This is a genomic window from Mesorhizobium sp. M0001 (assembly GCF_040324255.1).
Lineage (GTDB): Bacteria > Pseudomonadota > Alphaproteobacteria > Rhizobiales > Rhizobiaceae > Mesorhizobium.
The window spans coordinates 239,854-258,916 of sequence record NZ_JAMYVS010000003.1 but is presented as its reverse complement, the minus strand read 5'-3'; the positions used below and the strand labels follow the sequence as shown (position 1 = coordinate 258,916).

The window sequence follows — 19,063 nt, the reverse complement described above, 5'->3', positions numbered from 1 at the left end:
CGCAGCGACCCTCCCCACAAGGGGGAGGGTAAGTGCGTCTAGCCCGCAGCCCGTGCCGGCTCATCCTGCTGGAACGCTGCCAGTGCAGCCTTCAGCCCGTCAGGTCCCTCAGCAATCGTCTGCGCCATCGGCGAAAACCCGGCCCCGAGCATCTTGCGGCCCAGCATATGGTCGCCCGGCCTGTTGACGGATTCGATGCCGAGCAGCCGGCTTCCAGCATAGTGGTAGATCGAGAACTTGTTCTCAGCGAGGTCGCCCAGCACGACATGGCTGTCGCCGCCCGAGGTCAGCCCGACCATCTGCAGTTTCATGTCGCCGATGTCAGACCAGAACCACGGCACCGCCGCATAGGCGTCCGTATGGCCGGTGATCGTGCGTGCGGCAAGCCGCGCCTGGTCGGTGGCGTTCTGCACCGATTCCAGCCGCACGTCGCCGCCGGTCGACCAGTGGCGGTAGGAAGCGGCGTCGCCGATGGCCAGAATATCAGGCACTGAGGTGCGCATCTGTTGGTCGACGCGGATGCCATTGGCGACAGTCAGTCCGGCAGCCTGCGCAAGTTCGACATTCGGCACGGCGCCGATGCCGACGATGACCATGCGCGCGGGCAGCCTTTCGCCGGTGGAGGTGATGGCAGCGCAGACATGGCGGTTTTCCCCTTCCAGCCTGGCAATGGTGGTGCCGGTGAGGATACGCACGCCGATCGCCTCCAGCCGTTGGCGGACATGGCTCGCCACCACCGGCGCCACGGCGCGGCCAAGCAGCCGGTCGACAGCCTCGACCAGGGTGACGTTGCGGCCGGCGGCCCTCAGCGTTGCCGCGATCTCCAGCCCGATGAAGCCGCCGCCGAGGATGACCACGTCTTCGCTTTGGGCGCTGAGCGCGCGGATCAGCCGCGCATCGGCGATCGAGCGCAGCGACAGCACGCCCGAGAGGTCGGCGCCCGGCAGCGGCAGAAGCCGCGGCCGCGAACCGGTGGCCAGGATGAGCCGGTCGAACGGCAGCACGCCGCCGCCCGCTATGTCCAGCTTGCGGCCTGCCGTATCGATGCTGTCGATTCGGACGCCCGGCCTGAAGTCGATGGCGCTGCCGGTGTAAAAGGCCTCGCCGCGCAAGGGTTGCGGCTTGGCATCGGCGTCCTTGATGAAGGTCTTCGACAGCGGCGGCTTGTGATAGGGCAGATCGGTTTCGTCGCCGATCAGTATGACAGGCCCGTCATAGCCTTCCTCGCGCAGGCTGGCGGCCGCTTGCACGCCCGCATGACCCGCACCGACAATGACGACCCCGTTCTTCATCGCAACCCGAATTCCTGTTTCAAATCTGGAGCATGATGCCGAAAAGTGTGAAGCGGTTTTCGGACGACATCATGCTTTGATTGTGAGCCGTTCCGCCAGATGGCGATTGTCTGCCGCCGTCGCAAGAGCCCCGGTCCGGGTCGCACCCGGAACGGTCGCTTGTCAATCGCGGCGTCTCTCACCTTGGCTGCTGGCTACGATTTAAAGTTGATAGTGCTAGTTTAGAATAATTCTAAACTGTTGTTTCAATTGAATTTTCTAGGGTTCACCAGTTGACTTCCGGCCTCGCCATCGTTTTATGGAGGCTCGCGCGTCAGCGCATCCCTTTGATGTTTGGGCCTTGAACCCGTTCGATTGGAGGCATTTGGTGTCTTTCTCCCGTGAGCCGCAGAGCGGCGCGGCATCTGTGGTGTCCTACGGCATGCCTATGTCCCGGCACCGTTTGGCACGCGCGCCTTTTACCGAATCCCCTTTGAACTGGAGACTGATGATGACAGCGCGATATGGCGGCAGACTGGCTGCGATCGGTGCCACGGCTATGTTGACGGCGGCGGTTTTCATCCTGCCGGCCAAGGCGGCGGAGATCGATGCCAAGGCGGTCATCAAGACCTATTCCGACATCGCGCTGGCCAAGTACGAGGATTCGCTGACCACGGCGCAGGCGCTCGACAAGGCTGTCGACGCGCTGCTTGCCAACCCGTCGGCGGACACGCTGAATGCCGCCCGCGATGCCTGGAAGGCGTCGCGCGTGCCCTACCAGCAGACCGAGGTCTACCGCTTCGGCAACAAGATCGTCGACGACTGGGAAGGCAAGGTGAACTCCTGGCCGCTCGACGAAGGCCTGATCGACTACGTCGCCAAGAGCTACGGCACCGAGTCCGACGCCAACGCGCTCTACACCGCCAATGTCATCGCCAACAAGGACATCGAGATCGACGGCAAGAAGGTCGACGCCTCGAAGCTTTCGCCGGAGTTCCTCGCCGGCACGCTGCAGGAGGCCGGCGGCATCGAGGCCAATGTCGCCACCGGTTATCACGCCATCGAATTCCTGCTCTGGGGCCAGGATTTGCACGGCACCGGCCCGGGCGCCGGCGAGCGTCCGTACACCGACTACGACCTCAAGAACTGCACCGGCGGCAATTGCGATCGCCGGGCCGAGTATCTGAAGTCGGCCAGCGATCTTCTGGTCTCCGACCTGCAGGAGATGGTCGGCAACTGGAAGGAAGACGGCGCCGCCCGCAAGAACCTCGTCGATGGCCAGCCGAACACCGCTATCTCGGTGATCTTCAACGGCATGGGCTCGCTGTCCTACGGCGAACTGGCCGGGGAGCGCATGAAACTCGGCCTGCTGCTGCACGATCCCGAAGAGGAGCACGACTGCTTCTCGGATAATACCTACAACTCGCATCTCTATGACGCCATCGGCATCCGCGCCGCCTATCTCGCCAGCTACACGCGCATCGACGGCACCGTCGTTTCAGGCCCGTCGGTGCACGATATGGTCAAGGCGGCCGATCCGGCGATCGACAAGGAACTGTCCGACAAGCTCGATGTCTCGGTCGCCAAGATGGAGGCGATCAAGGCGCGGGGAGTGGCCGGCGATGCCTACGACCAGCAGATCGCCGAGGGCAACACCGAAGGCAATGCTACCGTGCAGGCGGCAATCGACGCGCTGGTCGACCAGACCAAGTCGATCGAACGCGCCGTCGGCGCGCTGAAGCTGAACAACATAGCCTTCGAGGGGTCCGACAGCCTCGACGCACCGGACAAGGTGTTCAAGTAGCACCCCAACCAACCACCAGCCAAACGGCGCGGAGGGGCGCCGTCAGCCAGAGCCAATCCATGCTGATCTGCCATTGCAACATCATCACCGAAAAGGAGATTGAGCAGACGATCGTCGATCTGCTGGATCAGGACCCCTGGCAACTGATGGTGCCGGCGAAGGTCTATCACACGATGCAAAAGCGCGGTCGCTGTTGCGGCTGCTTCCCAAATGTGGTCGAAACGATCATTCGGGTCACCGAAAATTACCACGCCCGTTCGGAGGCGAGCGGCGTGGACATCGTTTCACACCTGGATCGCGTCAGAGGCCTGCGCGTCCAATATGGGAGCAGAATCCATGAAAGGCGAACCGCAGATCATCGAGCGGCTTAACGAGGCTCTGTTCCTGGAGCTTGGCGCCGTCAATCAATACTGGGTGCATTTCCGCCTGCTCGAAGATTGGGGATATGCCAAGCTGGCAAAGAAGGAACGCGCCGAATCGATCGAGGAGATGCACCATGCCGACCGGCTGGTGGCCCGTATCATCTTCCTCGAAGGGCATCCCAATTTGCAGTCCGTGGCGCCGTTGCGCATCGGCCAGAACGTCAAGGAAGTGCTCGAATCCGATCTCGCCGGCGAATATGACGCACGCACCGCCTACAAGCGTTCGCGCGAGATCTGCAACGAAGCCGGCGACTACGTGACGATGAAGCTGTTCGAGGAATTGCTGGCGGATGAGGAAGGTCACATCGACTTCCTCGAGACGCAGCTCGACCTCCTTGCCTCGATCGGCGAGGAAAAATACGGCCAGCTCAACGCCGCATCGGCGGACGAGGCGGAATAGGACCATGCAGGAATGCGGCGCCCCCTAGATATTCTGCGCCGCTTGCGGCGGGCCGCCGGCCCGCTGCTCCTCAAAAACCCGCGATATCAGGCCTTTCGCGGGCTTTCGGTTGTAACCCTGGCGGCAATTTTGGCCCCGGCCCTGGCCGGATCGTCGGAACCGGTCGGCCTCGCCACGAGCCGCACCGACCTGACGCCGAAGGACCGGTCCCGCGTCCTTGCCGTTACCAGGCCAACCCAGGATTTCTCCAAGCCCGAATCCTTCGAAACGATGCAAGGCGGCGCCGGCACGTCGCGCAAGCAGGTCAACCGCGACGCCTTCTCGCAACCCTCTGAAAACATCACCTTCGAGGAACAGGGCAATTTCAAGCTCGGCAATGCGCTTTTCCGCAAGAACTGGGTGTCGTCGCCATCCTCGACCCAGGCCTCGGATGGTCTCGGACCGCTGTTCAACGAGCGCGCCTGCCAGAATTGCCATTTGAAGGATGGCCGCGGCCGACCGCCGGCCGCCGACCGCCGCACCACGTCGATGTTCCTGCGGCTGGCGCGCGATGCGAGCACGGCCGAGGAAAAAGCCGAGATTGCCGTGCACAAGGTGCTGAACTTCCCCGATCCGGTCTACGGCGCGCAGTTGCAGGGACTGGCGGTGCCCGGCCTCAAGGGCGAAGGCCGCATGTATGTCGACTATCGCGAGGAAAAGGTCACGCTCGGCGACGGCAGCCTGGTTTGGCTGCGCAAGCCGAGCTATTCGGTCGACGGGCTTGGCTACGGCCCGCTTGACCCGCGCACCACGCTGTCGCCGCGCCTGACGCCGCCAATGATCGGCCTTGGCCTGATCGAGCAGATCGCGCCGGCCGACCTCCTTGCCCATGCCGATCCCGACGACCGCGACGGCATTTCCGGCAAGCCCAACATGGTGCGTGACCTCAGCAGTGGGCAACTGACGCTTGGCCGCTTCGGTTGGAAGGCCCAGACCGCGTCGATCCGCCAGCAGGCGGCGGACGCCTTTGCCGGCGACATCGGCATTTCGACGCCGGAAGAGCCCAGTCACTGGGGCGATTGCACCGCAGCCGAAGAGGCCTGTTTGGCCATGCCCAATGGCGTGCAGAAGCGGCTCGGCCCGGTCGAGGCGCCACCACCGGTGATGGACCTCGTCACCTTCTATTCGCAGAACCTTGCGGTGCCGGCGCGGCGCGATGTCGGCGCACCCGCCGTGCTCGCCGGCAAGAAGCTGTTCTACGAGATGGGCTGCATTGCCTGTCATACGCCGAAATTCGTCACCATGCGCGGGAACAAGGCGCAGGCGTTCCAACTGATCTGGCCCTATTCCGACTTTCTGCTGCACGACATGGGGCCTGGCCTTGCCGACGGCCAGGCGGTGGGCGATGCCACGGGCAGTGAATGGCGCACCCCGCCGCTATGGGGCATCGGCCTGACAAAGACCGTCAACGGCAACGCTTTCTTCCTGCATGACGGGCGTGCGCGCACGCTTGCCGAAGCGATCCTGTGGCATGGTGGCGAGGGGCAGAAAGCGCGCGATCGCTTCGCCGCCGCCAATACGGCCGACCGCGATGCTCTCATCAAATTCCTGGAGTCATTCTGATGCTCAAGCGGGTTTTGCCTGTTCTACTCCTCCCATTGGCTCTGTTCGGTGCGTCCCCGGCATCGGCCTCGGTGAAAGCCTCCGACGTGATCCAAAGAGCGATCGACGGCTTTGTCCGCCCCGCCTATGCCAGCCTGCATGGCCATGCCGGCACCTTGGCGAAGGCCATGGACGCGCTCTGCCAGGCGCCGTCGCAGGGTAACCTCGATGCCGCGCATGCCGGATTCTCGGCCACGGTCGCAGCCTGGTCGTCGGCTGAAATCATCGGCTTCGGGCCAATCAAGGAGAACAACCGGCTGGAGCGCATGCTCTACTGGCCGGACCGAAAGAGCATCGGCCTGAAGCAGGTGCAGGCGGCGCTGGCCGGCAAGGATCCGACCGCCACCGATCCGGCGCAGCTGGCGGGCAAGAGTGTCGCGATGCAGGGATTAGGGGCGCTTGAGTTCGTGCTTTACGGCGACGGCGCCGAGACGCTCGTCGGCAAGGACGAGCCCTATCGCTGCGCCTATGGCGCGGCGATCGCCAAGAATATCGAGACCATGGCGGCCGATGTCGACGCCGCCTGGAAAAAACCGGACGGTTTTGCAGCCTTGTGGGCCAATCCCGGACCCGACAATGCGCTTTACCGCGACGGCACTGAAGCGGTGACCGAATTGGTCGGCGTGTTCATCAATGAACTCGAAATGGTGCGCGACGTGCGCCTCAAAGGTTTTCTCGGCGCCAAACCGCAGGGTGACAAGCCGAGGCAAGCGATCTACTGGCGCTCGCAAAACACCGGCCTTTCATTAGCCGGCAACCTCTCCGGCATTGATGCGCTGTTCCAGGCCTCGAAGCTCGGCGACGCGCTGCCCGAGGATAGCAGATGGATGGCGGAATCCATCCATATCCAGCTCATCAATGGCGTTGCCACTGCCAAATCCATCCAGGGTCGGATCGACAAGACGCTCGCCGATCCCGCGGAGCGCGGAAAACTCGAACATTTCGCGCTGATCACCTCCAGCCTGTCGGGCTTGATCGGCACCCGGCTAACCGCCGAGTTCGGCCTGACCGCCGGCTTTTCGTCACTGGACGGGGACTGACCAATGGTTGCGACACGCACGCCGCTGATGGACCGCCGCGATTTTCTCAGAGCTGCCGGCGCCGGCTTCGTCGCGTCAATGGCGCCGCGGGCCTGGGCGGACACGCTTGCCGCCGATGCCGTCTTTGCCACCGCCTTCGTCAAGCGCGACGGCAGCTTTGGCGCCGCTGTGTTGTCGGAAGCCGGAAAAGTATTGCATGCGATCGACCTGCCCGACCGTGGCCACGACGTCACCTTCGATCCGGTCTCGAAGCGCTCCGTGGTCTTCGCCCGGCAACCCGGCACCTTCGCCGTGGTCTTCGACCATGCCGGCCGCGAGCCGCCGCTGACCATCGCCAGCATCACCGGTCGGCATTTCTTCGGCCACGGTGTGTTTTCCACCGACGGCGCGCTGCTTTACGTCACCGAAAACAATTTCGACAATGCCGCCGGCGTCGTCGGGATCTACGACGCACGGGCCAAGTTCAGCCGCATCGGCGAGTTTCCGACCTATGGCATGGGGCCGCATGAGCTCTTGCTGCTCGGAGACGGCCGGACGATCGCCATCGCCAATGGCGGCATCGAGACCCATCCCGACTATGGCCGCGCCGAGCTCAACATCGCCACCATGAAGCCGTCCTATGTGCTGGTCGATCGCACAACCGGCGATCTCATCGAAAAGCACGAACTGCCGCCGGCTCTGCACCAGCTGTCGATTCGCCACATGGATGCCGACCCCACAGGCACCATCTGGTTCGGCTGCCAGTACCGCGGGCCGGGCACCGAGCGGCCACCGCTGGTCGGCCGCGCCACGCGCGGCAAGGGGCTGCAGCTGCTCGACATGCCGCAGGACGTGCTATCCGGCTTCCGGAATTACATCGGCTCGGTCGCCGCCAACCCGATTGCCGGCACGGTCGCGGTGTCTTCGCCGGAAGGCAATTCGCTGGCCGTCATCGACGCCGCCAGCGGCAAGATCGTCGCCACCAAGGCGCTGGTCGAGGTCTGCGGCCTGGCGCCTGACGGCCCGGGCTTCATGGCAACCACGGGTGCCGGCGAAATCATCGAAGGCAGCGGCGCGACGCGCTCCGAGCCCGACTATGTCTGGGACAACCACATGCTGCGCATCGCGCCGGCGGCGTAAGCCGTCCGGCCTGCACCGAAGCGAAGCCGCTTAACAATTTACGCGCTGGCTCTTGCGGCGGCGCGCCGTGGCGGGCAGAGGGAGACTGTTTTTCGAACCGGTCGCCCATGAAACTGCTCGCCATCGACTGTGCCGCCAATCTCTGCGCCGCTTGCGTCTATGACGCATCGGGCGGCAGAGAGCTCGGCCGCTCGGTACTCGATCTCGGCAAAGGCCACGCCGAACACTTGATGGCTGTCATTGACGAAGCGTTGAAAGCGGACGGCACCGATTATGCCGGCCTTGGCGCCGTTGCGGTCTCCATCGGTCCGGGTTCCTTCACCGGCCTGCGGGTGGGCGTCTCGGCGGCGCGCGGCCTGGCGCTGGCGCTGAAGATCCCGGCGATCGGGGTAACGACACTGGAGGCGCTGGCGGCCGAGGCGAGGGCGGCATTTCCCGGCCGCCCGATCCTGGCCGCTCTCGATGCAGGCCGCGAGGAGATCCATGCCGCGTTTTACGATGCGGAAGCGATTTTGCGCTATGGTCCGGCGGTGACCACACTTGCGCAAGCCGCGGGAATGGCGGCGGACAATCGTCCGGTGCTTGCCGGCACGGCCGCCGTGCAGATCGCAGCCGCGGCCGGTCGCGATTTCGATATCGGCCCGACGGCTGCCACCGCCGACATTGCCGTCTACGCCCGGCTCGCCGCTGCAAAAGGTGAGGGCGACAAGCCGAAGCCACTCTATCTGCGCGGCGCCGATGCCAAGGCGCAGGCCGGGTTCATCCTGTTGAGGCAGGAAAAGTGATGCGCATCCCTTTCCTCCAGCCGCGCCGCAGGGACTATGCGCTCGAGCCGCTGACCATCGCCGACAGCCCGGCAGCGTCGGTGCTGCATCGCGAGGATTTCGTCCGGCCCTGGACCGATGGCGAGTTCGCCGCGTTGCTCGAACAGGAAACCGTGTTCGGCTATGCCGCGCGCGAAATCGGCCAGGGCGCCAAGCCGCCGGTCGGCTTCGTGCTGGCCAGGCTTGCAGCCGGCGAGGGCGAGATTCTGACCGTGGCGGTGGCGCGCTCGCATCGCCGCCAGGGGCTCGGCTGGCAATTGATGGACGCCGTGCTGCGCGAATTGCATGCGCAGCGCGCCGAGGCGCTGTTCCTTGAGGTCGACGAGACCAATGTCGCTGCCATCGCCCTTTACCGGCGGCTCGGCTTCCGCCAGGTCGGCCACCGCGCCAATTATTACCGCTCGACCGAACATGGTCCTACCGGCGCGCTTGTCATGCGCCGCGATCTTCGCTAGCCAAAGTTTTGGGGCAGGGCCAAGCTGCATGATCGGAAAAATCAGGATTTTCCTGGCGCTGAGCCTCGTTGTCATCGGTTCGCTGGTCCTTGTGCCTTTGCAGCTGCTGTCGATGAAGACTGGAATCTGGCGCGAGACGGTCATTCTGAAGGCCTGGCACAGCCTCATCGTCCGGACGCTCGGCCTGCGCATCCATGTCAAAGGTGCGCTGTCCAGCCAGCGCCCGCTGCTGGTCGCCTCGAACCATATCTCCTGGACCGACATCATGGTGCTGGGCTCCTTTGCCGATGTGACCTTCATCGCTCGGGCGGACATGGAGGGATGGCCGCTGATCGGCTGGCTGTCGAAACTGCAGCGTACGGTCTTCATCGAACGCGAGCGCAAGCGGACAGCTGGCGACCAGGCCAGCGAGATCGCCAGCCGCATGGCCAAGGGCGACGCCATGGTGCTGTTTGCCGAGGGCTCTACCGGCGACGGCAACACCATCCTGCCGTTCAAGAGCACCTTGTTCGGCGCCGCCTCGATGGCGATTTCGGAAGGCGCGGCCGAGCAGGTCTTCATCCAGCCGCTGGCGATTGCCTACACGCGGGTGCACGGCGTGCCTCTCGGCCGCCGCCACCGGCCGCTCGCTGCCTGGATCGGCGATCAGGACCTGATGCCGCATCTCAAGGTGCTGATGGCCGAAGGCGCCATTGACGTCGAGGTGCATTTCGGCGAGCCCATCGCCTTTTCCAAGGGCTCGAACCGCAAGGAAACGTCGAGGATGATGGAAAGCCAGGTGCGCGCCATGATGCAGGCCGCGCTCGCCGATCCCCGACCGAGCTGCTAGCGCAGGCCGAGCGCCTACAGGCCGATGCCCGAGAATCGTCTGTTTTTTGTCACGGAAAGGCGTTAGAAGCCGCCGGATGGATTTGAACACGATAGAGCGGAACGAAACCGACAGCGCCTCGCAAAGCGCGGCTGCGGCGTCCGCCCCGGCCAAAAAGGTCTTCGTCAAGACCTATGGCTGCCAGATGAATGTCTATGACTCACAGCGCATGACCGATGCGCTGGCCGCCGACGGCTACACCGCGACCGATGTCATCGCCGACGCCGACCTGGTGCTGCTCAACACCTGCCATATCAGGGAGAAGGCGGCGGAAAAGGTCTATTCCGAGCTCGGCCGCATCCGCGACATGAAGGCTGAACGCGCAGCAGTTGGGCGCGAAATGCTGATCGGCGTCGCCGGTTGCGTCGCGCAGGCCGAAGGCGCGGAAATCATCCGCCGTTCGCCTGCTGTCGATCTGGTCATCGGCCCGCAGACCTATCACCGGCTGCCCGATGTGCTGGCCCGGGTGCGCGGCGGCGAGAAGATCGTCGAGACCGAATACGCCATCGAGGACAAGTTCGAGCATCTGCCGCAGCCGAAGCGTGCCGAAATGATCAAGCGCGGCGTCAGCGCCTTCCTCACCGTGCAGGAAGGCTGCGACAAATTCTGCACCTTCTGCGTCGTGCCCTATACCAGGGGCTCGGAAGTGTCGCGCCCGGTGGCGCAGATCGTCGCCGAAGCCGAGCGGCTGGCCGATGCCGGTGTGCGCGAGGTGACGCTGCTGGGGCAGAACGTCAATGCATGGCACGGCAAGGGTGAGGATGGCAAGGAATGGGGGCTTGGTCGCCTGCTGTTCCGGCTGGCCGAAATTCCCGGCCTGGCGCGACTGCGCTACACCACTAGCCATCCGCGCGACATGGACGACGAATTGATCGCTGCCCATCGCGACCTCCCGGCTTTGATGCCTTATCTGCACCTGCCGGTGCAATCCGGGTCAGACCGCATCCTCAAGGCGATGAACCGCAGGCACACGGCCAAGGACTATCTGGCGCTGCTCGAGCGCATTCGCGCTGCACGCGGCGACATCGCGCTATCCGGTGACTTCATCGTCGGCTTCCCCGGCGAAACCGACGCCGATTTCGAGGCGACGATGGATCTGGTGGGCCAGGTGAACTACGCCTCGGCCTTCTCGTTCAAATATTCGCCGCGTCCCGGCACGCCGGGCGCCGATATGCCCGATCACGTGCCGGAAGCGGTCAAGGACGAGCGCCTGCAACGGCTGCAGGCGCTGCTGCTGAAACAACAGCAGGATTTCGGCCTGAGCCTGGTCGGCTGCACCATCGACACGCTGATCGAGAAGCCCGGCCGTCAGGCCGGCCAGAAGGTCGGCCGCTCGCCCTGGCTGCAGCCGGTTATTGTTGATGAAAAGGCCGGCGAAATCGGTGACATTATCCGGGTGCGAATCACGAAGACGGGCTACAATAGCCTGTTCGCCGAGTTGGCTTGATGGCCTCGGCAGATGAGGAGAGACGGTTGAGCGCTGCTGAAGTGAAGACTCTGCCCCAGAACCAGACATCCGGGGCCTCTGACATGGCGCACATCGTTCTGACTTTCGACAACAACAAGCTTGCCAGCGCCCTGTACGGCCAGTTCGACGAGAACCTGGCCCGGCTTGAGCAGAAGCTCGGCGTCGACATCCGCTCGCGCGGCAACCAGTTGACCATCAAGGGCTCGGCCTCGGCGGCCGAACAGGCGCGCCGCGCGCTCGACAATCTCTACGGCATTCTCCAGAAGGGCACCGATATCGGCCAGTCCGACGTTGATGGCGCCGTGCGCATGGCGATTGCCGCCGACGACCAGCTGACGCTGCCGACGCTGGAACGCAAGGGCAAGGTCTCGGCCGCCCAGATCTCCACCCGCAAGAAGACGATCTATGCCCGTTCGCTCAATCAGGACGCCTATATGCGGGCACTGGAGCGTTCGGAACTTGTCTTCGGCATTGGCCCCGCCGGCACCGGCAAGACCTATCTGGCGGTGGCGCATGCGGCGATGCTGCTCGAACGCGGCATGGTCGAGCGCATCATCCTGTCACGGCCAGCGGTCGAGGCCGGCGAGCGGCTGGGTTTTCTGCCCGGCGATATGAAGGAAAAGGTCGATCCGTACCTGCGGCCCCTCTATGACGCGCTCTACGACATGATGCCGGCCGACAAGGTCGAGCGTGCTATCGCTGCCGAGGTCATCGAGATCGCGCCGCTGGCCTTCATGCGCGGCCGCACGCTGGCGCATGCCGCCGTCATCCTCGACGAGGCGCAGAACACCACGCCGATGCAGATGAAGATGTTTTTGACCCGCCTCGGCGAGAATTCGCGCATGATCGTCACCGGCGATCCGACGCAGATCGATCTGCCTCCAAGCACCAAGTCGGGCCTCGTCGAAGCCTTGCGTGTCCTTGACGGCGTGGCCGGCGCGGTAACCGTGCGCTTCAAGGATGTCGACGTTGTGCGCCACCCGCTGGTGGCCGAAATCGTCAGGGCCTATGACCGCGACGCCAAGCTGGCGCGCGGCCTCGGCGCCGAGAACTGATGTGACGATGCGGGCTCATGCCTGAAGACATAAGACCTGGCGGCGGGGATAGTTCGGTTCCAGTCGAGATCGATATGTCGGTCCAAGCCGGCGACTGGCCCGATGAGGCGGCGCTGACGCGTCTGGTCGATCGCGCCGTGTCGGCTGCCTTTGCCGAAACCGCTGCTGCCGGTCCTTCCGAACTCAGCATCGTCTTTTCCGACGATGCCCATATCCGTACCCTCAATGCCGGCTGGCGCGGCAAGGACAAGGCGACCAACGTCTTGTCTTTCCCTGTTTTTCCGTTCCCCAGGGGTGGCAAGCTGCCGCCCATGCTGGGTGACATCGTGCTGGCCGCCGAGACGGTGGCGCGCGAAGCAGCCCTGGAAGACAAGCCCTTCGAGAACCATATCACCCATCTCGTCATCCACGGCCTGCTGCATTTGCTGGGCTACGATCACGAGACCGATGCAGAGGCCGATGAGATGGAAGCCATCGAGCGCTCAGCGCTCGCAAGGCTTGCCATTCCCGATCCCTACACGTAATGACAAAAGACCAATTGACCGGACGACGATGAACGACAAACCAGAAACTGCCGCCCGCCCCGAGGCTGGCAGTGCGACAAAGCCTTCCGATACGACGGAAGAGGGATCGAGTCCGAGTCCCAGTTCCGGCAGCCCCGCTTCTGGTAGCATTGCCAGCGAGCCATCGCCTGCCGGTCCGTCCCTGTTCGACCGCGTCTTGGGCCTTTTCAGGCAGCGGAACGGCACCAGCCTGCGCGAGGAAATCGCCGGCGCGCTTGCCGAAACGACCAGCGATGCCGGGTCTTTCTCGCCCGGCGAACGCGCCATGCTCAACAACATATTGCGCCTGCGCGAGGTACGCGTCGAGGACGTCATGGTGCCGCGCGCCGATATTGAGGCCGTCGAGATCACCACGACGTTGGGCGATCTGCTCGGTCTGTTCGAGCAGTCCGGCCATTCCCGCATGCCGGTCTATTCCGAGACGCTCGACGATCCGCGCGGCATGGTTCACATCCGCGACGTGCTGGCCCACATCACCAAGGTCGCCCGGGTCAAGAAGGGCAGAACATCCAGGAAGACGCCGGCAACGACGCTTCTCGACCTCGCCCAGGTCGATCTCGGCCGCACCATCGGCGACCTCAATCTGATCCGCCCGGTGCTTTTCGTGCCGCCCTCGATGCTTGCCTCCGACCTGATGGGCCATATGCAGACGACGCGAACCCAGATGGCGCTGGTCATCGACGAATATGGCGGCACCGATGGTCTCGCCTCGCTGGAAGACATCGTCGAGATGGTCGTCGGCGATATCGAGGACGAGCATGACGAGGACGAGCCGCTGATCACCCAGACCGGCGAGGGCGTGTTCGTCGTCGACGGCAAGGCCGAGATCGACGAGGTCGCCAAGATGATCGGCGAGGACTTTACCGCCGGTGAGCATGGTGAATATGTCGACACGATCGGCGGCATGATCTTCAACACGCTGGGCCGCGTGCCCGCGCGTGGTGAGGTTGTGCAAGCCATCCCCGGCTTCGAATTCCACGTGCTCGACGCCGATCCGCGCCGCGTCAAGCGGGTGCGCATCGTCCAGAACCAGAAGGGCGAGCGTCGCCGCCGCGTGACCGCCCCCCGCACCGAGCAGGCCTAGGACAGAACGTCGCCCGGCCGATGACGATCGACGATCCCTTCAAGCACTCAACCTTTGGCTCGGGTGTGTTCTACAAGGACCCGCGAGCCGCATTGAAATGGCTCGAAACGGCCTTCGGCTTCGAGCCGAGCATGGTGGTCAGCGACGCCGACGGACGGCTGGTCCATGCCGAAATGCGTTTTGGCGACGGCTACATCATCGTCGATTCCGAATGGGCCGATCATATTGCCAGTCCGGTAAGCGTCGGCGGCAAGAACACTCAGTCGGTCTGTGTGCATCTGAAAGACGGCCTGGACGTGCATTGTGAGCGGGCAATGGCGGCTGGAGCCCAAATCGTCGAGGAGCCTGCCGCCCATTTCTACGGCGAACGGCAGTATCGGGCGCGCGACCCCGAAGGCCATGTCTGGACCTTCACCCAGACCGTGCGCACCGTGCCGCGCGAGGAGGCCGAGCACCTGAGCGGGCTCACCATCGAGGGATGGCACCGATAGCGCAGCGATCGGCCGGTTCGCGTTTCAATAAATCTGATAAATCTTGGCTCCTGATTCGCGCGACTTGGGAAGTCTGTATGGAGCGCCTTGCCGGCCGGATAATTCTGCTTTGGGGCTGGCGACGCGCGCTGGTGGCGTTTCTTGCCGGGGCGCTGGCGGTGCTCGCCCAGGCGCCTTACGATTTCTTCGCCGTCTGTTTCGTCTCGTTTCCACTGCTGGTCTGGCTGCTCGACGGCGCCACCGGCGAGGCTTCCGACGGCTGGCTCAGGCGCCTGCGGCCGACTTTTGCCATCGGCTGGTGGTTCGGTTTCGGCTATTTCCTCGCCGGCCTGTGGTGGATCGGCGAGGCGCTTCTGGTCGAGGCCGACAGTTTCGCCTGGGCCTTACCCTTCGCGGTCGTCGGCATTCCTTTGGCGCTGGCATTTTTCTACGGCTTCGCCGCCGTCGTCGCGCGGCTGTTATGGACCAACGATATTGGCCGCGTTGCCGCCCTTGCCTTTGCTTTTGGCCTGACGGAATGGCTGCGCGGCTTCCTGTTCACCGGCTTTCCCTGGAATGCCGTCGGCTATGCGGCGATGCCCGTGCCGCTGTTGATGCAAAGCGTGTCGGTGACCGGCATGGTCGGCATGAACGCGCTGGCGGTCTTTGTCTTCGCCATGCCGGCCTTGCTTGCAGCACGCCGGCATGTCCGTCTCGGTGTGGTCCTGCTTGCCATTCTCGTCGCCGCCCATGCTGGCTTCGGCTATTTCAGGCTCGCGACCCCCGACAAGCCGACAACCCGCACTCTCGATGTCCGTATCGTGCAACCGGATGTCGACCTCAGCGAAAAATGGGACGCCTCGGTGCGCGACCGCATCTTCGCCACGATGATGGGCCTGTCGGCCGCAGCGCCCGATCCCGGCCATAACAAACCGCAGTTGATCCTGTGGCCGGAGACCTCGGTACCCTTCCTGTTCACCGAGCGTCCGGACGCGCTGACCGCGGTCGGCGACATGCTGCAGCCTGGTCAGATGCTGATTGCCGGCGTCGTGCGCGAGGAGCGCGGATCCGGGGCGGATGCCGACAGCCGCTACTACAATTCGGTGGTGGCGATCGATGACAAGGGCGAAATCGCTGATGCCGTCGACAAGGTCCATCTGGTCCCGTTCGGCGAGTATCTGCCGTTTTCCGGTCTGCTCAGCCGCTTCGGCATCGGACAGCTCGTCGCCGGGCCGATGAATTTCGCCGCCGGCAACGAGCGCCATCCGATCGCTTTGCCCGGCGGCATCAGCGCCTTGCCGTTTATTTGCTACGAGGTGATCTTTCCTGATCTTGTGGCTGTTGACGCAACGTCATCCCAGCTTATTGTGAACGTCACCAACGACGCATGGTTCGGCGACACGCCTGGGCCGTACCAGCATTTCAGGCAGGCTCAGATTCGCGCGGTGGAAAACGGATTGCCGCTGTTGCGCGCCGCCAACAACGGCATTTCCGCCGTTGTCGATACGCGGGGACGCATCGTCGACGCATTGGCGGTCGATGCACGTGGCGCCATCGACGTGCGGGTGCCGATCTCCGGCCAAGCCTTCATCTCCGCCGCGGGGCGGCGCATTAACGGAATGCTGATCATGTTGGTGTTTGCCGCAATCGCCCTCAGCTTGAACGTAAGGCAACGGCTACGGGTGAATTGACAGTCGACACATTAGAAACTCATACTGTTACCGCCTAATTTTCTCGAAGTCGGTTGGTGTTTCTGTTGGGGCAGTTGGCTCCGGCTTCGTTTGGGCGAGAAAAATAGAAAAGGCCGGAAAAATTCGGCGAGGAAAAAATGACAGAAGAAAACAAGAAGAAACCGAATCCGATCGACATCCATGTCGGAAGTCGCGTCCGCCTTCGGCGCAATATGCTTGGAATGAGCCAGGAAAAGCTTGGTGAAAATCTCGGTATTACGTTTCAGCAGATCCAAAAATATGAAAAAGGAACGAACCGCGTCGGCGCCAGCCGTCTGCAGGCAATAGCCTCGATACTCAGCGTGCCTGTCGCCTTCTTTTTCGAGGATGCGCCAGGGCAGGAGCCGGTGGGTAATAGAGGATTTGCCGAGGACACTTCGATGGCTTTCGCCGTCGAATTCTGCGGCAGTCCGGAAGGGCTTCAGCTCAACCGCGCGTTCGTAAAGATCGCGGATGTGAAGGTGCGCCGCCGGATTATCGACCTTGTGAAGTCCCTTTCTGCCGAAGATGCCGAGTGATTCGGTGGGTCGATTGACCCATTGGCCCCAGTAATCCCCCGGGCCCGAGTAGCCCAGAGGCTCGACTGCCGGCGGCGCCAAGCCGCCGGTGGTACAAGATATATTGCTGCGGCACTCATGCCAGAACCGCGGCACCGCTTGACGAGCGGCGCCCGGCACCGTTAACACGTGGCGCGCCAAAATCGGCAGCCCTGCCGATCGTTTTTTCAAGAGGGGACACCCGTGACGCGGCAGAACTACTTCTTCACCTCGGAATCCGTGGCCGAGGGTCATCCCGATAAAGTCTGTGACCGCATCTCGGACGAGATCGTCGATCTGGTCTATCGCGAGGCCAAGAAGACCGGCATGGACCCGTGGAAAGTCCGCGTCGCTTGCGAGACGCTCGCAACCACCAACCGCGTCGTCATCGCCGGCGAAGTAAGGGTTCCCGATACTCTGCTGAAGCGGGACAAAGCCGGCAACATCCTCAAGGACGCCGCCGGGCATTCGGTCGTCAACCCGGCCAAGTTCAAGTCGGTCGCCCGCAAGGCGATCCGCGAAATCGGCTACGAGCAGGCCGGCTTCCACTGGAAGACGGCAAAGATCGAGGTTCTGCTGCACGGCCAGTCGCCCGACATCGGCCAGGGAGTCGACAACGCCGCCGACCGCCAGGGCGAAGAGGGTGCCGGCGACCAGGGCATCATGTTCGGCTATGCCTGCCGCGAGACCCCGGACCTGATGCCGGCGCCGATCTATTACAGCCACAAGATTCTCGAACTGCTCGCCGCTGCCCGTCACGAAAACAACGGCGAAGCCGGCAAGCTCGGACCCGACGCCAAGAGCCAGGTCACCGTTCGCTATGTCGATGGCAAAGCCGCCGAAGCGACGCAGATCGTGCTGTCGACGCAGCATCTCGACGCGACCTGGGATTCCAAGAAGGTCCGCAAGGTCGTTGAGCCTTACATCCGTGAGGCGCTCGGCGACCTCAAGATCGCCGACGATTGCATGTGGTACATCAACCCGACGGGCAAGTTCGTCATCGGTGGACCGGACGGCGACGCCGGCCTGACCGGCCGCAAGATCATCGTCGACACCTACGGTGGTGCTGCCCCGCACGGCGGCGGCGCCTTCTCCGGCAAGGACACCACCAAGGTCGACCGCTCCGCCGCCTATGCGGCGCGCTATCTCGCCAAAAATGTAGTGGCGGCCAAGCTCGCCGACCGCTGCACCATCCAGCTGTCCTACGCCATCGGCGTTGCCCAGCCGCTGTCGGTCTATGTCGACCTGCACGGCACCGGCAAGGTCGACGAGGCCAAGCTCGAGGAAGCGCTGCGCACGGTGATGGATTTGTCGCCATCCGGCATCCGCAGGCATCTCGACCTCAACAAGCCGATCTACGCAAAGACCTCGTCCTACGGCCATTTCGGCCGCAAGGCCGGCCGAGACGGGTCCTTCTCCTGGGAAAAGACCGATCTGGCCAAGGCGCTCAAGGACGCGATCGCTGCTTAGGCATGATTCCAAAAAGTGGTACCGGTTTTTTGGAAAAGATCATGCTCCAACAAAGGATTAGATTGAGATGAGATTTCAGCCAAATCTCATCTCAATCCCAAATCTCATCTCAATCTAAGCGCGGCGCGCGACCAGGCCATGGATCCACAGGACAGGCGGAGCCGGGCGACCGAAGGGTTCTTCGGCCGCCGGCACGGCAAGACCATTCGCCCGCAGCAGGCCGCGGCGCTGGAAAGCGGTCTTGGAGCGTATGGCCTCGACCTCTCCGTCCAGGCACCGGCAGAATTGCGCGCGCTATTCTCAGCGGATGTTTCAACGGTTCGGCTGGAAATCGGCTTCGGCGGCGGTGAGCATCTGCTGCACCGTGCCAGGGAGGCACCGGCGACCGGCTTCATCGGTGTCGAGCCGTTCGTCAACGGCATGGCCAAGTTGATGATGGCGGTGCGGGAAAAGCCGCTTGCCAATCTTCGCGTTTATGACGACGACGCCACGCGCCTGCTCGATTGGTTGCCGCAGGCGTCGCTCGACGGCATCGATCTGCTCTACCCCGATCCCTGGCCGAAGAAAAAGCATTGGAAGCGGCGCTTTGTCAGCCCGCTCAACCTCGATCGGTTCGCGCGCGTGCTGAAGCCGGGCGGAAAATTCCGCTTCGCATCCGACATCGACACCTATGTGAACTGGACCTTGTTGCACTGTCGGGCGCATGGCGCGCTCCTCTGGCAGGCGCAAGATGGGGCCGACTGGCATCGGCCCTATGAAGGCTGGCCGGGCACACGCTACGAGGCGAAAGCCATTCGCGAGGGCCGACGGCCGGCCTATCTCACCTTCATCAGAAAATAGTTC

The 19,063-nt window shown here is 63.5% G+C and carries 19 protein-coding genes; 18 read left to right on the top strand and 1 reads right to left on the bottom strand.

The window, feature by feature from the left end:
* Positions 1-38: 38 nt before the first annotated feature.
* Positions 39-1,292: an NAD(P)/FAD-dependent oxidoreductase gene (locus NKK50_RS11075; RefSeq protein WP_023696740.1), complete on the bottom strand. Its 1,254-nt coding sequence runs from the start codon at positions 1,290-1,292 to the stop codon at positions 39-41.
* Positions 1,293-1,782: 490 nt separating this feature from the next.
* Here NKK50_RS11075 and NKK50_RS11070 point away from each other — a divergent pair, with 490 nt between their 5' ends.
* The 18 genes from NKK50_RS11070 to trmB all read left to right on the top strand — a co-directional run bounded on the left by NKK50_RS11070 (position 1,783) and on the right by trmB (position 19,060).
* Complete coding sequence (locus tag NKK50_RS11070; protein WP_023834333.1) at positions 1,783-3,075, top strand: imelysin family protein; 1,293 nt, start codon at positions 1,783-1,785, stop codon at positions 3,073-3,075.
* A 59-nt stretch (positions 3,076-3,134) separates the two neighbouring features.
* A complete protein-coding gene (locus tag NKK50_RS11065; protein WP_023834332.1) occupies positions 3,135-3,446 on the top strand; it encodes a (2Fe-2S)-binding protein in 312 nt (103 codons plus the stop codon).
* The gene (gene bfr, locus NKK50_RS11060; protein ID WP_023669537.1) at positions 3,412-3,897 is read left to right on the top strand and encodes a bacterioferritin; all 486 of its coding nucleotides are present in this window, start codon (positions 3,412-3,414) and stop codon (positions 3,895-3,897) included. The genes NKK50_RS11065 and bfr overlap by 35 nt, the downstream gene beginning before the upstream one ends.
* Positions 3,898-3,909: 12 nt before the next feature.
* Positions 3,910-5,499 carry a di-heme oxidoreductase family protein gene (locus NKK50_RS11055; RefSeq protein WP_352543377.1) on the top strand — a complete coding sequence of 530 codons (1,590 nt, stop codon included), beginning with the start codon at positions 3,910-3,912 and terminating at the stop codon, positions 5,497-5,499.
* Positions 5,499-6,578 (top strand): imelysin family protein, encoded by a 1,080-nt coding sequence (locus tag NKK50_RS11050; RefSeq protein WP_352543376.1) that lies wholly within the window; start codon positions 5,499-5,501, stop codon positions 6,576-6,578. Before NKK50_RS11055 ends, NKK50_RS11050 begins: the two co-directional genes overlap by 1 nt.
* 3 nt (positions 6,579-6,581) lie before the next feature.
* Positions 6,582-7,697, top strand: coding sequence for a DUF1513 domain-containing protein (locus NKK50_RS11045; RefSeq protein ID WP_023669540.1), 1,116 nt, complete (start codon positions 6,582-6,584; stop codon positions 7,695-7,697).
* Between the two features lie 107 nt (positions 7,698-7,804).
* Positions 7,805-8,482 carry a tRNA (adenosine(37)-N6)-threonylcarbamoyltransferase complex dimerization subunit type 1 TsaB gene (tsaB, locus tag NKK50_RS11040; protein WP_023682015.1) on the top strand — a complete coding sequence of 226 codons (678 nt, stop codon included), beginning with the start codon at positions 7,805-7,807 and terminating at the stop codon, positions 8,480-8,482.
* Positions 8,482-8,976: a ribosomal protein S18-alanine N-acetyltransferase gene (gene rimI / locus NKK50_RS11035; protein WP_023669542.1), complete on the top strand. Its 495-nt coding sequence runs from the start codon at positions 8,482-8,484 to the stop codon at positions 8,974-8,976. The genes tsaB and rimI overlap by 1 nt, the downstream gene beginning before the upstream one ends.
* Before the next feature lie 28 nt (positions 8,977-9,004).
* Positions 9,005-9,805 (top strand): lyso-ornithine lipid O-acyltransferase, encoded by an 801-nt coding sequence (gene olsA, locus NKK50_RS11030; protein WP_352543375.1) that lies wholly within the window; start codon positions 9,005-9,007, stop codon positions 9,803-9,805.
* Positions 9,806-9,881: 76 nt separating this feature from the next.
* The gene (gene miaB, locus NKK50_RS11025) at positions 9,882-11,291 is read left to right on the top strand and encodes a tRNA (N6-isopentenyl adenosine(37)-C2)-methylthiotransferase MiaB (RefSeq protein ID WP_352543374.1); all 1,410 of its coding nucleotides are present in this window, start codon (positions 9,882-9,884) and stop codon (positions 11,289-11,291) included.
* A gap of 83 nt (positions 11,292-11,374) precedes the next feature.
* Positions 11,375-12,367 carry a PhoH family protein gene (locus tag NKK50_RS11020; protein ID WP_502896552.1) on the top strand — a complete coding sequence of 331 codons (993 nt, stop codon included), beginning with the start codon at positions 11,375-11,377 and terminating at the stop codon, positions 12,365-12,367.
* A 17-nt stretch (positions 12,368-12,384) separates the two neighbouring features.
* Positions 12,385-12,891, top strand: a complete 507-nt coding sequence (gene ybeY / locus NKK50_RS11015) for an rRNA maturation RNase YbeY (RefSeq protein WP_352543372.1) — start codon at positions 12,385-12,387, stop codon at positions 12,889-12,891.
* A gap of 28 nt (positions 12,892-12,919) precedes the next feature.
* On the top strand, positions 12,920-14,014 hold the full coding sequence (locus NKK50_RS11010) for a hemolysin family protein (RefSeq protein ID WP_023682011.1): 1,095 nt from the start codon (positions 12,920-12,922) through the stop codon (positions 14,012-14,014).
* A 20-nt stretch (positions 14,015-14,034) separates the two neighbouring features.
* Positions 14,035-14,505, top strand: a complete 471-nt coding sequence (locus NKK50_RS11005; protein ID WP_023669548.1) for a VOC family protein — start codon at positions 14,035-14,037, stop codon at positions 14,503-14,505.
* 77 nt (positions 14,506-14,582) lie between these two features.
* Positions 14,583-16,175 (top strand): apolipoprotein N-acyltransferase, encoded by a 1,593-nt coding sequence (gene lnt / locus NKK50_RS11000; protein ID WP_023669549.1) that lies wholly within the window; start codon positions 14,583-14,585, stop codon positions 16,173-16,175.
* Positions 16,176-16,312: 137 nt separating this feature from the next.
* Positions 16,313-16,732 (top strand): helix-turn-helix domain-containing protein, encoded by a 420-nt coding sequence (locus tag NKK50_RS10995; protein ID WP_023669550.1) that lies wholly within the window; start codon positions 16,313-16,315, stop codon positions 16,730-16,732.
* A 222-nt stretch (positions 16,733-16,954) separates the two neighbouring features.
* Positions 16,955-18,220: a methionine adenosyltransferase gene (metK, locus tag NKK50_RS10990; RefSeq protein WP_023669551.1), complete on the top strand. Its 1,266-nt coding sequence runs from the start codon at positions 16,955-16,957 to the stop codon at positions 18,218-18,220.
* Between the two features lie 138 nt (positions 18,221-18,358).
* On the top strand, positions 18,359-19,060 hold the full coding sequence (gene trmB, locus NKK50_RS10985) for a tRNA (guanine(46)-N(7))-methyltransferase TrmB (protein WP_352543371.1): 702 nt from the start codon (positions 18,359-18,361) through the stop codon (positions 19,058-19,060).
* The last annotated feature ends 3 nt before the right edge of the window (positions 19,061-19,063 follow it).

Bases quoted from the DNA above. Each gene is read 5' to 3' on its own strand.
- olsA (WP_352543375.1), top strand. From the start codon at position 9,005: ATGATCGGAAAAATCAGGATTTTCCTGGCGCTGAGCCTCGTTGTCATC.
- bfr (WP_023669537.1), top strand. From the start codon at position 3,412: ATGAAAGGCGAACCGCAGATCATCGAGCGGCTTAACGAGGCTCTGTTC.
- ybeY (WP_352543372.1), top strand. From the start codon at position 12,385: ATGCCTGAAGACATAAGACCTGGCGGCGGGGATAGTTCGGTTCCAGTC.
- NKK50_RS11045 (WP_023669540.1), top strand. From the start codon at position 6,582: ATGGTTGCGACACGCACGCCGCTGATGGACCGCCGCGATTTTCTCAGA.
- NKK50_RS11070 (WP_023834333.1), top strand. From the start codon at position 1,783: ATGACAGCGCGATATGGCGGCAGACTGGCTGCGATCGGTGCCACGGCT.
- NKK50_RS11065 (WP_023834332.1), top strand. From the start codon at position 3,135: ATGCTGATCTGCCATTGCAACATCATCACCGAAAAGGAGATTGAGCAG.
- lnt (WP_023669549.1), top strand. From the start codon at position 14,583: ATGGAGCGCCTTGCCGGCCGGATAATTCTGCTTTGGGGCTGGCGACGC.
- tsaB (WP_023682015.1), top strand. From the start codon at position 7,805: ATGAAACTGCTCGCCATCGACTGTGCCGCCAATCTCTGCGCCGCTTGC.
- NKK50_RS11010 (WP_023682011.1), top strand. From the start codon at position 12,920: ATGAACGACAAACCAGAAACTGCCGCCCGCCCCGAGGCTGGCAGTGCG.
- trmB (WP_352543371.1), top strand. From the start codon at position 18,359: ATGGATCCACAGGACAGGCGGAGCCGGGCGACCGAAGGGTTCTTCGGC.
- NKK50_RS10995 (WP_023669550.1), top strand. From the start codon at position 16,313: ATGACAGAAGAAAACAAGAAGAAACCGAATCCGATCGACATCCATGTC.
- rimI (WP_023669542.1), top strand. From the start codon at position 8,482: ATGCGCATCCCTTTCCTCCAGCCGCGCCGCAGGGACTATGCGCTCGAG.
- NKK50_RS11055 (WP_352543377.1), top strand. From the start codon at position 3,910: ATGCGGCGCCCCCTAGATATTCTGCGCCGCTTGCGGCGGGCCGCCGGC.
- NKK50_RS11075 (WP_023696740.1), bottom strand. From the start codon at position 1,292: ATGAAGAACGGGGTCGTCATTGTCGGTGCGGGTCATGCGGGCGTGCAA.
- NKK50_RS11050 (WP_352543376.1), top strand. From the start codon at position 5,499: ATGCTCAAGCGGGTTTTGCCTGTTCTACTCCTCCCATTGGCTCTGTTC.
- NKK50_RS11020 (WP_502896552.1), top strand. From the start codon at position 11,375: ATGGCGCACATCGTTCTGACTTTCGACAACAACAAGCTTGCCAGCGCC.
- NKK50_RS11005 (WP_023669548.1), top strand. From the start codon at position 14,035: ATGACGATCGACGATCCCTTCAAGCACTCAACCTTTGGCTCGGGTGTG.
- miaB (WP_352543374.1), top strand. From the start codon at position 9,882: ATGGATTTGAACACGATAGAGCGGAACGAAACCGACAGCGCCTCGCAA.